This is a genomic window from Micromonospora echinofusca, from assembly GCF_900091445.1.
Taxonomy (GTDB): domain Bacteria; phylum Actinomycetota; class Actinomycetes; order Mycobacteriales; family Micromonosporaceae; genus Micromonospora; species Micromonospora echinofusca.
Genome location: NZ_LT607733.1, coordinates 6,207,053 through 6,220,945, shown reverse-complemented (window position 1 = coordinate 6,220,945; position 13,893 = coordinate 6,207,053). Strand labels below are relative to the sequence as shown.

General features: G+C 72.9%; 14 protein-coding genes. 6 read left to right on the top strand and 8 right to left on the bottom strand.

The features are described 5' to 3' along the window. Positions 1–173 precede the first annotated feature (173 nt). Positions 174–2,489 carry a glycoside hydrolase family 65 protein gene (locus tag GA0070610_RS26660; protein WP_089003765.1) on the top strand — a complete coding sequence of 772 codons (2,316 nt, stop codon included), beginning with the start codon at positions 174–176 and terminating at the stop codon, positions 2,487–2,489. A gap of 32 nt (positions 2,490–2,521) precedes the next feature. Further along, a complete protein-coding gene (locus GA0070610_RS26655; protein WP_089002581.1) occupies positions 2,522–3,013 on the top strand; it encodes a GNAT family N-acetyltransferase in 492 nt (163 codons plus the stop codon). Here the strand turns inward: GA0070610_RS26655 and GA0070610_RS26650 are convergent. Together GA0070610_RS26650 and GA0070610_RS26645 are read right to left on the bottom strand one after the other, a co-directional pair. Then, positions 2,957–3,463, bottom strand: coding sequence for a hypothetical protein (locus tag GA0070610_RS26650; RefSeq protein ID WP_089002580.1), 507 nt, complete (start codon positions 3,461–3,463; stop codon positions 2,957–2,959). The genes GA0070610_RS26655 and GA0070610_RS26650 overlap by 57 nt on opposite strands. Positions 3,464–3,585: 122 nt before the next feature. Then, positions 3,586–4,194 (bottom strand): TetR/AcrR family transcriptional regulator, encoded by a 609-nt coding sequence (locus GA0070610_RS26645; protein WP_089002579.1) that lies wholly within the window; start codon positions 4,192–4,194, stop codon positions 3,586–3,588. Positions 4,195–4,314: 120 nt separating this feature from the next. On the opposite strand from GA0070610_RS26645, the gene GA0070610_RS26640 reads away from it, so the two are divergent. The 4 genes from GA0070610_RS26640 (at position 4,315) to GA0070610_RS26625 (ending at position 8,154) form a co-directional block, all read left to right on the top strand. Next, entirely contained in the window at positions 4,315–5,181 is an 867-nt protein-coding gene (locus GA0070610_RS26640; protein ID WP_089002578.1) for an SDR family NAD(P)-dependent oxidoreductase, read from the top strand. Between the two features lie 153 nt (positions 5,182–5,334). After that, entirely contained in the window at positions 5,335–6,834 is a 1,500-nt protein-coding gene (locus tag GA0070610_RS26635; protein ID WP_089002577.1) for a SulP family inorganic anion transporter, read from the top strand. Further along, positions 6,834–7,331: a MerR family transcriptional regulator gene (locus tag GA0070610_RS26630; protein WP_089002576.1), complete on the top strand. Its 498-nt coding sequence runs from the start codon at positions 6,834–6,836 to the stop codon at positions 7,329–7,331. The genes GA0070610_RS26635 and GA0070610_RS26630 overlap by 1 nt, the downstream gene beginning before the upstream one ends. A 154-nt stretch (positions 7,332–7,485) precedes the next feature. Further along, on the top strand, positions 7,486–8,154 hold the full coding sequence (locus tag GA0070610_RS26625; protein ID WP_157747247.1) for a hypothetical protein: 669 nt from the start codon (positions 7,486–7,488) through the stop codon (positions 8,152–8,154). A gap of 62 nt (positions 8,155–8,216) precedes the next feature. Here the strand turns inward: GA0070610_RS26625 and GA0070610_RS26620 are convergent, their stop codons facing one another. From GA0070610_RS26620 to GA0070610_RS26595, 6 genes are all read right to left on the bottom strand, one after another. Then, positions 8,217–9,143 carry an oxidoreductase gene (locus GA0070610_RS26620; RefSeq protein WP_197697773.1) on the bottom strand — a complete coding sequence of 309 codons (927 nt, stop codon included), beginning with the start codon at positions 9,141–9,143 and terminating at the stop codon, positions 8,217–8,219. Positions 9,144–9,302: 159 nt separating this feature from the next. After that, complete coding sequence (locus GA0070610_RS26615) at positions 9,303–10,049, bottom strand: SDR family NAD(P)-dependent oxidoreductase (protein ID WP_089002574.1); 747 nt, start codon at positions 10,047–10,049, stop codon at positions 9,303–9,305. A 30-nt stretch (positions 10,050–10,079) separates the two neighbouring features. Beyond that, complete coding sequence (locus tag GA0070610_RS26610) at positions 10,080–10,274, bottom strand: ferredoxin (RefSeq protein WP_089003763.1); 195 nt, start codon at positions 10,272–10,274, stop codon at positions 10,080–10,082. A gap of 17 nt (positions 10,275–10,291) precedes the next feature. Continuing rightward, positions 10,292–11,533 (bottom strand): cytochrome P450, encoded by a 1,242-nt coding sequence (locus tag GA0070610_RS26605; RefSeq protein WP_089002573.1) that lies wholly within the window; start codon positions 11,531–11,533, stop codon positions 10,292–10,294. Positions 11,534–11,679: 146 nt separating this feature from the next. Further along, positions 11,680–12,510: an alpha/beta fold hydrolase gene (locus GA0070610_RS26600; protein ID WP_197697916.1), complete on the bottom strand. Its 831-nt coding sequence runs from the start codon at positions 12,508–12,510 to the stop codon at positions 11,680–11,682. A 22-nt stretch (positions 12,511–12,532) separates the two neighbouring features. Next, positions 12,533–13,807 (bottom strand): nucleotide disphospho-sugar-binding domain-containing protein, encoded by a 1,275-nt coding sequence (locus GA0070610_RS26595; protein ID WP_089002571.1) that lies wholly within the window; start codon positions 13,805–13,807, stop codon positions 12,533–12,535. Positions 13,808–13,893 lie beyond the last annotated feature (86 nt).

The following is a 13,893-nucleotide window of genomic DNA, read 5'->3' as shown; positions in this document are numbered from 1 at the left end:
GGCGACCCTGACCTTCGTCTCAGCGACCTCTCAGCCCGGTCTGCTTCGATTGGCCCCGGTACGTCGGACTCCCTGGAGGCGCAGTGCACGACACCCCCATCGCCGATCGGCCGCCGACCGGGCAGGGCACGGGGGACGACGAGGCCTGGCGGATCCGGCGTACGGAGGCGGACATGGACCGCCTCGCCGAGACCGAGTCGATCTTCGCGTTGGGCAACGGCTGGGTCGGCTGGCGCGGCACCCTGGACGAGGGCAGGCCCTACGGGATGCCCGGCACCTACCTCAACGGCTTCCACGAGCGGCGCGAACTCGACTACCCCGAGGACGGCTACGCCTTCCCCCAGTTCAGCGACACGGTGATCAGCGCGCCGAACGCGGCCCTCATCCGGCTCTGGGTAGGCGGCGAGCCGCTGGACGTGCGCACCGGCACCCTGCGCACCCACGAGCGGGTGCTCGACCTGCGGGCCGGCGTGGTCGAGCGGCACACCGAGTGGATCTCACCGGCCGGGCACGGCGTACGCGTGCGCAGCGTCCGGCTCGTCTCCCTGGCCCGGCGCCCGGTGGCCGCCGTCCGGTGGTCCGTCGAGCCGCTGGACGACGCGGTCGAGGTACGGGTCTGCGCCGACCTGCTCGCCAACGAGCGGGTGCCGGAGCGCTCCGACGACCCCCGCGCCGCCTCCGTGATCACCGACCCGCTGACCGCCGAGTACCGACACTCCGACGGGTACGACGGTGTCCTCGTCCACCGCACCGGGCACAGCGAACAGCGGGTCGCCGTGGCCGTCGCGCACGACGTACACGCCCCGGACGGCTTCGCCCCCGGCGTCGACTGCACCCCCGACCGGCTGCGCCTCACGCTGGCCGGGACGCTGCGCGCCGGGGAGCGGCTGCAACTGACCAAGTTCGCCGCGTACGAGTGCACCCCGGTGGACGCCGTGCCCCCGACGGAGCTGGCCCGCCAGGTCGTGGCGGAGGCGGACGCGGCCCGCGCGGAGGGCTTCGACGCGCTGCTGGCCGGCCAGCGCGCGGCGCTGGACGTGGCCTGGCGGACCGCCGACGTGCAGCTCGACGGCGACGACGAACTCCAGCAGGCCATCCGGTTCTCGGTGTTCCACCTGCTCCAGGCGGGCCGGGCGGACGGCGACCGGACCATCCCCGCCAAGGGCCTGACCGGCAACGGCTACGACGGGCACGTGCTCTGGGACACCGAGGGCTACGTGCTGCCCGTGCTGACCTACCTCGACCCGCCGCTGGCCCGCTCGGCGCTGCGCTGGCGGCACGCCCACCTGCCGGAGGCCCGCGAGCGCGCGGCGGAGCTGCGGCTGACCGGGGCGAGCTTCCCGTGGCGCACCCTCGGCGGGCGGGAGTGCTCCGGCTACTGGCCGGCCGGCACGGCCGGGCTGCACCTCAACGCCGACGTCGCCGACGCGGTGCTGCGCTACGTCGGCGCCACGGGCGACGAGGAGTTCCTCGCCGGGGCCGGGCTGGAACTGCTGGTCGAGACGGCCCGGCTCTGGCACGGCTTCGGCCACTGGTCCGACACGGGCACCTTCCACCTGCACGGCGTGACCGGTCCCGACGAGTACAGCGCCCTGGCCGACGACAACCTCTTCACCAACCTGATGGCCCGGCGCAACCTGCGCGGCGCCGCCGACGCCGCCGAGCGGCACCCCGAGGCGGCGGCCCGGCTCGGGGTCGATCCGGCCGAGGTGTCGGCCTGGCGCGCCGCAGCCGACGCGGTGTTCATCCCGTACGACCGCAAGCGCGGGGTGCACCAGCAGTCCGCCGGCTTCACCGAGCAGCCGGAGTGGGACTTCGCCGACACCTCCGACGACGACTACCCGCTGCTGCTGCACTTTCCCTACCTGGAGCTGTACCGCAAGCAGGTGGTCAAGCAGGCCGACCTGGTGCTCGCCATGCAGCGCTGCCCGGGGGAGTTCACGGCCGACGAGAAGGCCCGCAACTTCGCCTACTACGAGGCGCGGACCGTGCGGGACTCGTCGCTGTCGGCCTCCCCGCAGGCCGTGCTCGCCGCCGAGGTCGGGCACCTCGACCTGGCGTACGACCTGTTCGCCGAGTCGGTGCTCCAGGACCTGGCGGACCTGGGCGACAAGACCGGCGACGGGCTGCACCTGGCGTCGCTGGCCGGGGCGTGGCTGGCCCTCGTGCAGGGCTTCGGCGGGATGCGCGACGACCGGGGGGTGCTCTCCTTCGACCCCCGGCTGCCGGCGGCGATCGACCAGCTGGCCTTCAGCCTGCGCTGGCACGGCCACCGGCTGCGGGTCACCCTGACCTCCGGTGAGGCCCGCTACGAGCTGCCGGACGCCGACCCGGAGACCGGCGTCGAGGTGTGGCACCACGGCGAGCCGCTGCGGGTGACCGGCGCCGGGCCGGTGACCCGGCCGATGCCCGAGGTGCCCGACCCGGGGCCGGAGCCGCCCTCCCCGCCCGGCCGCCGACCCGCCCGCCGCTCCGCCGGCGACCGCTGAGGCGGGACGGCGCGCCTGGGTAGGGTGGCGCGGTGTCGGATCTCCAGCGGCTCGCCGCCCACCACGCCGCCGCGCTGCTGCGCTTCGAGCGCGAGAACCGGCAGTGGTTCGCGCGGTCGGTGCCGGACCGGGGCGACGCGTACTTCGCCGACTTCGCCGCGCGGCACGCGGGGCTGCTCGCCGAGCAGGAGACCGGCGGCTGCCACTTCCACGTCCTGGTCGAGCCGGACGGGTCGGTGCTGGGCCGGTTCAACCTGGTCGACGTCGCCGACGGCGGGGCCGAGCTGGGCTACCGGGTGGCCGAGCGGGCCGCCGGGCGCGGGGTGGCGACCGACGGCGTGCGCCGCGTCGTGGCACTGGCCCGCCAGGCGTACGGGCTGCGCCGGCTGACCGCCGGGACCACGCTGGACAACGCGGGCTCGCTGGCGGTGCTCCGGCGTACCGGCTTCACGCCGGTCGGCGAGGTGTCACTCGACGGGCGCCCCGGGCTGCGGTTCGCCCGCGGGCTGGCGGCCGACGACTGACGCGCCGGACATCCGCTGCCGGACGGTCTCCAGCGCCTCGAAGGCGTACGCCCAGTTGTGGCACTTGAAGCTGCGCAACCCCTCGATCGCGGTGCGACAGTCGGTGCAGCGCACCCCGGCGATCGCGTCCGGCACCTCCGTGTTGACGTACCGGCGGTCGCCGAGGATGACCGTCGCGATCATCATCCGGTCGTGCACGCCCGAGAGGGCGGAGGAGACGATGTCGTACCAGTTCACCCGGCGGCCGCACTTCGGGCAGTCCGGCTGGTCGCCGCTGACCCACAGCGGGGCGCCGATGCTGCGCAGCGGCATGCCGAGCAGCTTCTCGATCCGCCGTACGTCCGACTCCGGGGTCGTCCACCGGTGCCGGCCGGGCAGCGAGGCGGGCGAGTCGTAGACGGCGCGGAACAGGACCGGGTCGACCTCCACGGTCTCGCGCTGACTGGTCATCGGCGTGCCTCCTCCACGGTCGGTGCCCGCACCGTCGTGGCGGGCGGGGCGCGTACGACCGGATCAACGACGACCGGGGGCCCGGTGTTGTGTCCGTCCGGGGACGCGGGACCGGCCCAGGTCTACGCCTCGCGGGGACGCAGGCCGCCCAGCGCGGTGTCCACCACCTGGTCGGCGTACGCGTGCGTCAGCGGGCCGGTGCGCTGGAGCCACCGGTTGAGGAGCGGACCGAAGATCAGGTCGACGGCCACGTCGAGATCGACGTCCTCGGCGAGCTGGCCCGCGCGTTGGGCGGCGCGCAGGCGCTCCTTCTTCAGCTCCCGCATGGGCCCGTCCAGCCGCGTCGCGTAGTCGGCGGCCAGCGCCGGGTCGTGGACGATCTCGGTGTGCAGGGCGCGCATGGGCAGGTCGTAGCGCGGGTCGTGCAGCTCGTCGACGGTGGCCCGCAGGACCAGCTTCAGGTCGGCCGCCAGGTCGCCGGTGTCCGGTAGGGCGCCGCCCTGGCCGCCGTCGGTCGTGAGGGCGAGGAAGGCGTCGAAGAGCAGCGCGCCCTTCGACGGCCACCAGCGGTAGATCGTCTGCTTGCCGACGCCGGCGGCGGCGGCGATGCCCTCGATGCTCAGCTTCGCGTAGCCCATTTCGCCGACGAGGTCGAAGGCGGCGGCGAGGATGGCGCGGCGGGCGGTCTCGCTGCGTCGGCTGGAGTCGGGGGCGACCTTGGGCGTGGGCACGGACCCAATCTAGCAAGAAGATGAGACGAGACGGTCCGTCTTGACAGGGGGCCGGGTTCGGGTATGGTCACTCCCGTCAACAAGACGAGACGGTCCGTCTCGCCAAGGAGGAGGGCAGGCATGGAAGCCTCAGTCACCGCCGTGCCGCGGGTCTGGTTCGTCACCGGCGCCAGCCGCGGCCTCGGTCGCGCCTTCACCGAGGCCGCGCTCGCCGCCGGCGACCGGGTCGTCGGCGCGGCCCGGGACGTCTCGCCGCTCGACGACCTCGCCGCCCGGCATCCCGACCGCCTGCTGGCGGCGCGCCTCGACGTCACCGACCGCGCGGCGGTCGTCGACGTCGTCGACCGGGCGGTACGGCACTTCGGCCGCCTCGACGTCGTCGTGAACAACGCCGGAGCGCTCTTCATGGGCATGGTGGAGGAGTTCACCGAGGCCGAGGCCCGCGCCCAGTTGGACCTCAACTTCTTCGGCGCGCTCTGGGTCAGTCAGGCCGTCCTGCCGCACCTGCGCGCCCAGGGCGGTGGGCACGTCGTGCAGGTCTCCAGCATCGGCGCGCTCGGCGGCTTCCCCAGCACCGGGCTCTACAGCGCGAGCAAGTTCGCGCTGGAGGGCATGAGCGAGGCACTGGCCGCCGAGGCCGCCCGTTTCGGCGTCAAGGTCACCATCGTCCAGCCGGGCGGCTACTGGACCGACCTCTACGCCCGCAGCACGGCGGCCGCCTCGAACCCCGCGTACGACCCGCTGCGGGAGGAACTGGCGCGGCAGTGGGCCGAGGGGTCGATCGACAGCGAACCCCGGCTGGCCGCCGAGGCGCTCATGAAGCTCGTCGCCAGCGACGACCCGCCGCTGCGGCTGCTGCTGGGCAGCATGGTCTACGACCTCGCCTTCGACATCTCGAAGCGACGCATGGATGTCTGGGCCGGCTGGGAAGAGGTGAGCCGCGCCGCCGAGCAGGCGGTCCCGGCCCCGGGCGCCGGGCCGACCTGACCTCCGGGGCACGCCGCCGGGCGGGGAGGACGTGCCGCGCGGCGGGTACCGGTGGTGACGATCGCCACGCGGAAGGGAACTCTTCCGTTGCGGAAGAGTAGGGTCCGTCGGGTCGCCGCGCCGTGCGCGCCTCCCCCGAGTGGAAATGGCTGTATGTCCTCTGTGCCGTCCGTGGCCTCCCGCCCGCGCCTGCCCCGCCCGTCCTGGCTGTCCCCGAAGGTGTTCCGCACCGAGGTCCTCGCCGGCCTGGTCGTCGCCCTGGCGTTGATCCCGGAGGCGATCTCCTTCTCGGTCCTGGCCGGGGTCGACCCCCGGGTGGGCCTGTTCGCCTCGTTCACGATGGCCGTGTCCATCGCGATCTGCGGCGGCCGCCCGGCGATGATCTCCGCCGCCACCGGCGCCATCGCCCTGGTCGTGGCGCCCCTCGCCAAGGAGTACGGCCTCGACCACCTGATCGCCGCGGTGATCCTCGGCGGCGTGATCCAGATCCTGCTGGCCGTGCTCGGGGTGGCGAAGCTGATGCGGTTCATCCCGCGCAGCGTGATGGTCGGCTTCGTCAACGCCCTGGCCATCCTGATCTTCGCCGCCCAGGTGCCGCACCTGCTCGGAGTGCCGTGGCTGGTGTACCCGCTCGTGGCGGTCGCACTGGCGATCATGGTGGGGCTGCCCCGGCTCACCCGGGCCGTCCCGGCGCCGCTGGTCGCCATCGTGGTGCTGACCGGGGTCACGGTGGCCACCCACCTGGCGGTGCCGACGGTGGGCGACGAGGGGGCGCTGCCGGACAGCCTGCCCACGCTCGGCCTGCCGCAGATCCCCTGGACCATGGACACCCTGACCCTGATCGCCCCGTACGCCCTGGGGATCGCGCTGGTCGGGCTCATGGAGTCGCTGATGACCGCGAAGCTGGTCGACGACATCACCGACACCCCGTCCAGCAAGACCCGGGAGTCGTGGGGACAGGGCGTGGCGAACATCGTCACCGGGTTCTTCGGTGGCATGGGCGGCTGCGCCATGATCGGCCAGACGATGATCAACGTGAAGGCGTCCGGTGCCCGTACGCGGCTGTCGACCTTCCTGGCCGGCGTCTTCCTGCTGATCCTGGTGGTCGCGCTCGGCGACGTGGTCGCGGTGATCCCGATGGCCGCCCTGGTCGCCGTGATGGTCATCGTCGCGGTGTCGACGTTCGACTGGCACTCGGTCGCCCCGGCCACGCTGCGGCGGATGCCGTACGGCGAGACGATCGTCATGGTGACGACCGTCGTCACCACCCTGGCCACCCACAACCTCGCCGTCGGCGTCGTCGTCGGCGTGCTCACCGCGATGGTCGTCTTCGCCCGCCGCGTCGCCCACCTGGTGGAGGTGACCAGCGTCCTCGACCCCGACGGGACGACCCGGATCTACTCGGTGCACGGCGAGCTGTTCTTCGCCTCCAGCAACGACCTGGTCGGCCAGTTCGACTACGCCAACGACCCCGACAGCGTGGTCATCGACATGACGCATGCCCACGTCTGGGACGCCTCCTCCGTCGCCGCGCTCGACGCCGTCACCACCAAGTACGCCGCCCGCGGCAAGACCGTGGAGATCGTCGAGCTGAACCGTCCCAGCGCCCACATCCACGGCACCCTCGCCGGCCGGCTCGGCGTCGGCCACTGATGGTCCCCGGCAACCGTACGGCCGGCCCGCAGCCGGTCCCCGGCCCGGCTGCGGGCCCCGTCCCCGGCCCGGCTGCGGAGCCCGTCGGCGGTGCGGCCGAAGGGCGGCTGATGCAGATCGGTGAGGCCGCCGAGCGGGTCGGGCTGAGCATCCGCACCATCCGGCACTACGAGGACGTCGGCCTGATCGTCCCCTCGGCCCGCAGCGACGGCGGGTTCCGCCTCTACACCGCACCCGACCTCGACCGGCTCGCCGTGGTCAAGCGGATGAAGCCGCTCGGCTTCAGCCTCGACGAGATGCGCGACCTGCTCGCCGTCCTCGACGCCCTCGACAGCGCCGAGGGCGCCGACCGGGCGGCGCTGCTCGACCGGCTCGGCATGTTCCACGCCGCCGCCACCGCGCGCGTCGGCGCGCTACGCGACCAGCTCGCCATGGCCGAGGGCTTCGCCGACACGCTGCGCGACCGGCTGCACCAGCACGGCGGCCGGCGTACCTGAACGGACCTCGGCCGGCCCGGCCCGGCCCGCTCTCCCCGCTCCGGCCCGCCGTCCCCACCGCCCCCGCTCCGGCCGCGCTTTTCTCGGCTCCACATAGGAGCCCTGTGGCGGGGGCGCACTACGCTCCGGGCGACCTGAAGGAGAGGGAAGACCAATGCGTAGGACCCTGTTGCCCGTCGCGGCTCTCGCCCTGGTGGCGGCGCTGAGCGGATGCGTCACCATCACCGCACCGGCGGACGACCCGGAGCCGGTGGCCTCCGGACAACCGACGGTCAGCACCGGCGTGGCGGACGACGAGACCGCGGACCCGGCGCCCTCGGCCGTACCGGACACAACCGGAGCGCCCACCACGCTGCGGGCCCTCACCTGCGAGCAGCTCAAGACCGCCGCGCTGGGCAACGGAAGTGAGCGGTACAACGGCTACGCCGAACCGATCCCGCTGGTCGACGGCATGTGGTCCGGCGAGGACGGCACCGTCGTCCACCTGCAACAGCCCTGCGCCATCGGCGACCTGACCGGCGACGAGGCGGCCGACGCGCTGGTCCCGGTGCTGATGGACGGGGGCGGGACCGGCAAGTTCTGGCAGATCGTCATGTACGGCAACATCGACGGTCGACCCGTCTACGTCACGATGGTCGACATCGGCGACCGGACGCCCGTCGAGTCCGTCTCGATCAGCTCCCGGCGGGCGACGGTGGTCTACCTGACCCGCCCCGAGGACGCCTCCGCGGCGGAGGTCGCCGTCCGGCGTACGGCCGTCTACCAGCTCAGCGGCAGCCGGCTCGTCGAGGTCAGCCACACGGACACGCCCTACACGCCCTGAGGGCGCGGCCCGGCGCGGCACCGCCGACGGTCGGGGCCATGGGCCCCGGCCGTCGGGGCTGCTCAGGCCAGCGCGTCGAGGGCGGCCACCTCCGCCTCGGACAGGCGCAGCCCACCGGCGGCCAGGTTCTCCTCGAGATGGGCCACCGAACTGGTACCGGGGATCACCAGGATCGTCGGCGAATGGGCCAACAACCAGGCGATCGAGACCTGGGCCCGGGTCGCCTGGTGCGCGTCGGCGATCCGGTCCAGGACCTTGGCCCGGGCCCGGTCGAGGGTCGGGCCGAAGGGCAGGCCACGCCCGCCGGGGCCGAGCGTGCCCGCCGCGAGCGGGAAGTACGGCACGAAGGCGACGCCGTTCTCCTCGCACAGCCGCAGCACGTCCGCGCTGCCCCGGTCGAGCAGGTTGAACCGGTTCTGCACGGCCACCACCGGGGTCGTGGCCAGTGCCTGGCGAAGCTGCCCGGTGGTGACCCCGCTGAGCCCGAGGGCGCCGATCACCCCCTGCCCGTGCAGCTCGACCAGGGTGGCGACGGACTCGCCGAAGGCGTCCCGGCCGGCCGGGAGGAGCCCGTCACCACCCACCCGCAGGTAGACCAGCTCCAGCCGGTCCTTGCCCAGTCGGGCGAGGTTCTGCTCGATCTGCGTACGGAGCTGGTCGGGCGAACCGGCCGGCCGCCAGTCGCCCCGGCCGTCCCGGACGACACCGACCTTGGTGCCGATCACCAGGTCGTCCCGGTACGGGTGCAGGGCCTCGCGGATCAGCTCGTTGGCGACGTGCGGCCCGTAGAAGTCGCTGGTGTCGATGTAGTCGACGCCCAGTTCGACGGCGCGTCGCAGCACCGCCAGCGCGGCGCGTCGGTCCCTCGGCGGTCCCCAACAGCCCGGCCCGGGAAGCTGCATGACCCCGAACCCCAGGCGGTTGACGTCCAGCTCGCTTCCCAACCGCAGCCGACCGGGGGCCTCCGTGGGCCTGTTCGTCAGAGTCACAGTGGCTCCTCAACGCTGTCTCTCCATGTCCGATGGACATCATCCACCACCCATGGTGACCCTTCGGGGACCTTCGGCGACCGTGTGCTGCCGTGGACGCCGTCGGGGCTCCCGGCGGTCGGTGCCAGCCCGCCGGGGCGGGCCGGCACCGCCGCACGGTCAGAGACGTACCAGTCCACCGTCGGCCATGATCGTCTGGCCGGTGACGAACGCGGAGTCGTCGCCGGCCAGGAAGAGCACGGTGCCCACGACGTCCTCGGCCTCGCCGGGACGCTTGATCGCCTGAAGCCCGCTCACGTGCTGGAGGGCGCCGTCGCCGATGACGCTCTCCGCCAGGCCCGGCGTCCGGGACAGGGTGGGACCGACCGCGTTGACGGTGATGCCGAACGAGGCGACGTCGCTGGCCAGCGCCCGGGTGAAGCCGATGGACCCCATCTTGCTGGCGATGTAGTGGGTGAAGCCCGGCAGGGCGAGCCCGACCGAGTTCGAGGTGATGTTGATGATCCGGCCCCACCGGGCCTCGCACATGTGGTCCAGGACGGCCTTGGTCATCAGGAACTGCGAGTCGAGGTTGACCGCCATCACCCGACGCCAGGCGTCGTAGTCCAGCTTGAAGACGTTCTTCGCCGGATAGATGCCGGCGTTGTTGACCAGGATGTCGCAGCGGCCCATCCGCTCGGTGACCTGCTGGCCGATCCGGCGTACGTCGTCGGGGTCCGACACGTCGCCGGTGAGGCCGACGGCCTTGCGGCCCTCGGCCTCGACCATGCCGACGGTCTCGACCGGATCGACGATGTCGACGGCGACCACGTCCGCGCCCCGGCGGGCCAGGGCCCGGCAGATCGCCTGCCCGATGCCCCGCCCGGCGCCGCTGACCACGGCGACTCTTCCCTCGAAGCCTGTCATCACACCCTCGTTCAGCCTGTGGGACAGGCGCTAGTCGTCGGTCAGGGTCAGTGCCCCGGACGGGCACAGGTCCACGGCGGTGCGGGACTTCGCCGCCAGCTCGCCTTCGGGCAGCGTCCGCCGGAGCACGACCCGCCCGTCGTCGCCCTGGTCGAAGAGTTCCGGGGTCGACAGGGCGCACTGCCCGGCCCCGACACACAGTTCACGGTCCACGACGAGCCGCATCTCCTGCTGCCTCCCGGTCACCACGTCACCGGCACCCGGTCGACGCCGTAGATGTTGGAGTCCCTCTTGAACGGCAGTTCGTCCACGTCGACGGCCAGCCGTAGCCCGGGGATGCGGGTGAAGAGCGTCCGGAACACGATCTCCAGTTCGGCCCGGGCCAGGTTCTGGCCGATGCACTGGTGGATGCCGTACCCGAAGGCCATGTGGTTGCGGGCGCCCCGGCGGACGTTGAGCATGCCGGGGTCGGGGAAGATCGTCTCGTCCCAGTTCGCCGAGGCGAACGACAGCAGCAGCCCCTCCCCGGCGGCGATGGTCACCCCGCCGACCTCGATGTCGGCGGTGGCCACCCGGGGGAGGGCGTCGACGACGCTGAAGTACCGCAGCAGTTCCTCCACCGCCAGCCCCATCGCCGACGGGTCGGCGGTGACCTCGGCCAGCTGGTCCGGGTTCGCCAGCAGGCCGGCCACCCCGAGGGAGATCATGCTGGCGGTGGTCTCGAAGCCCGCGACCAGCAGCAGCATGGCCAGGCCGACCAGCATGTCGTGGTCGAACAGCGGCGTCTCGCGGTTCTGCAGGATCAGGCGGCCGAGCAGGTCGTCGGTGGGCTCGGCCTCCTTCGCGCTGACCAGCCGGTTGACGTAGTCACGCAGTTCGCTGCTGGTGTCCTGGCGCTCCTGGGCGGAGACGTTGCGGCGCAGTTGCGCGTTGGCGCTGCGCTCGATCAGTTCCCGGTCGGCGTACGGCATGCCGAGCAGCGTGCAGATGGCGGTGGACGGCACGGGCAGGGACAGCGCCGTCACGATGTCCGCCGGCTTCGGCCCGGCGAGCATCTCGTCGACGCACCGGTCCACGGTGTGCTGGATGTGTGGCCGCATCTCCTGCGCCCGGCGGAGGGTGAACTCCCGGATCAGCATCCGCCGCTGCGGCCCGTGCTCCGGCTGGTCGAGCCCGATCAGCGAGCGCCCGACGGCGGCGATGTTGCGCCGCGTCTGCGGGGTCACCGACTCGGTCAGCGGCATGTTGGGGTGATGACGGTTCGAGCTGATCCGGGGGTCGACCAGCAGCCGCCGGACGTCGGCGTACCGGGTGATCAGCCAGGCGAGCTGGCCGTCCGGCACCCGGACGAGGCTGACCGGCTCCTTGGCGCGGAGTTCCACGTACTCCTCGGGCGGATCGAACGGGCAGATGCGGGTCATCGGGAAGTCAGGCGCGTCGACGGTGGACGTCGTGGCCCCGGCGCCCGGTAAGTCGATGGTCATGATCGTCTCTTTCTGTGGCCGTGGTTCAACGCGGAACGGCGAGGGCCGGGGGCCGCTCGCCGGGCGGTGGCTGTCGGTGGGGTGCGACCGGCACGCCGGTCGGCGGCGGAGGACGAGACACCCCCACCGCCGACCGGTCGTACGGGCTAGCCCGGGTGCGCGGCCAGATGCTCGAGCAGGACGGTGGACAGGCGCTCCGGGGCCTCCTCCGGGATCCAGTGCGACACGCCCTCGAACGTCTCGAACCGGTAGGGGGCCGACACCCAGTCGCCCGTGCCCTTCGCCGCCGCCGGCCCCACGCCGGCGTCGGCGGTGCTCCACACGTACAGCGTGGGCACGGTGACGGTGCCGGCCTCGACCTCCTCGGGTCGGGTCGCCCGGTACCAGTTGAGCATCGCCGTCGCCGCCCCGGGCGCGGCGATCCGCGCCACGTACTCCTCCAGCTTCTCGGCCGGCACCGCCCGCGCCAGCATCTGACGGACGCCGGCGGCGTCGTTCGCGAGCAGCATCTGCTCGCCCTGACCGGGTTGACGGAACATCGCCAGGTACGCCGAGCGGCGCTGCTGATCCTCGTCGTCGCGCAGCGCGTCGCCGAACGGGCGGGGATGCGGGACGGACACCGCGGTCAGCGTCCGCAGCCGATCCGGGTGCCGGTCGGCCAGCGCCCAGGCCACCGCGGCTCCCCAGTCGTGCCCGACCAGGTCGAACCGCGCCCAGCCGAGGCCGTCGGCGATCCGCAGCACGTCGGCGACGAGTTCGTCCATCCGGTAGTCGTCGCTCTCGTCCGGTCGTACCCCGGGCGAGTAGCCGCGCTGGTCCGGGGCGACGGCGCGGTGGCCGGCGTCGGCCAGGGCGGCGAGCTGGTGGTCCCACTCCCGGGCGCCCTGCGGAAATCCGTGCAGCAGCAGCACCGGCCGCCCGTCCCCGGGCCCGGCGGCGAGCGCGTCGAAGGTGCCCACTGTCGTCGGGATCCGCAGTTGTTCCGTCACAACACTCACCTCAACTGGTCGTCGGGCCGGCCCCGTACTCCCTGGTCAGCTTCTCCAGGACGGGGATGATGTCGTTCGGCGTCGGTACGCCGGTGATCTCCCTGCGCAGCCGCTCCGAGTTCTCCCGGAACGACGGGTCCTTCAGGACCAGGGCCAGGTCCTCGGCGAGGGCCTCCTTGGTGAGGTGGTCCGCGTCGGCCACGAAGCGGCCCGCGCCCTGCTGTTGCAGCCCGTTGGCGTGGGCGACCGGACCCCACCACTGGAAACCCCAGTGGGTGCCGGGAATGATCAGCTGCGGCACGGCGCAGTCGAGCGCGGTGGAGAATGTGCCCGCGCCGCCGTGGTGCACCACCGCCGAGCAGGTGGGCAGCAGCACGCTCAGCGGGACGAAGTCGACCACCCGGACGTTGCTGGGGAGCCGGTCCACGGTGGCGAGCTGCTTCGCGTTGAACGTGGCGATCACCTCGGCGTCGATTCCGCTGACGGCGTCCAGCAGGTCGGAGGTGGGCGCCTCGGTCCCCCGGCCGTTGCGGTGCGACTCGCCGAGGGTGAGGCAGACGCGGGGCCGCTCCTGCGGCTGGCGCAGCCAGTCGGGGATCCGGGCGGGCGGGTTGAAGGGGATGGGCCGGATCGGCACGAAGTGTGGCCCCTCCGGCCGCCACTGCCAGGGCGGCATCGGGTCGATGCTCCACTGGCCGACCGCGACGTCCTCGTCGAAGCGCGAGCCGTACCCCTCCAGCACGGGCGCCAGCCAGTCGCGCAGCGGATCGCCCTCGTCGCGGGTGGCCTGCCGGAGCTGCGTGATCGCGTCCGGGCCCATCATGATCCGGGCCTGGGCGACCCCGCACACCTTCGCGGCGACGGGTGCGGCGTAGACCATGGAGTCCCAGAGCACCAGGTCCGGCTGCCAGGCCCGGATCAGGTCGACCAGGTCGGCGATCATCGCCTCGGTGGAGAAGAGCGCGAACCCCCACGACGCGCGGGACAGCTTCTCCAGCGCACCGTCGCGGCTCAGGTCCTGCTGGAGCGGCATCTCCTGACGGTCGCCGGGGGCCATCACGATGGGCTGGGCCTCGTCGGCCCGCCGCCCCGGATAGAAGTCGGGCATCGCCGTACGGACCTGGCCGACCTCGGTCGGAACGAAGCCGGCGGCCATGATGGCGTCGGCGATCTCGGGTTGGCTCGCGATGCGGACCTCGTGCCCGGCTGTCCGTAGCGCCCAGGCCAACGGCGCCATGATGTGCAGGTGTGCCCTGTTGGCGTGCGGTACGAACAGGACCTTCATCCGGTCTCCTTGACTATGGTGTCCAACCGTCGACAGGCGTGGCCTCGGGTGCGTGGCGCCGACGCGAGGGGGCGGCACCCGGCCGG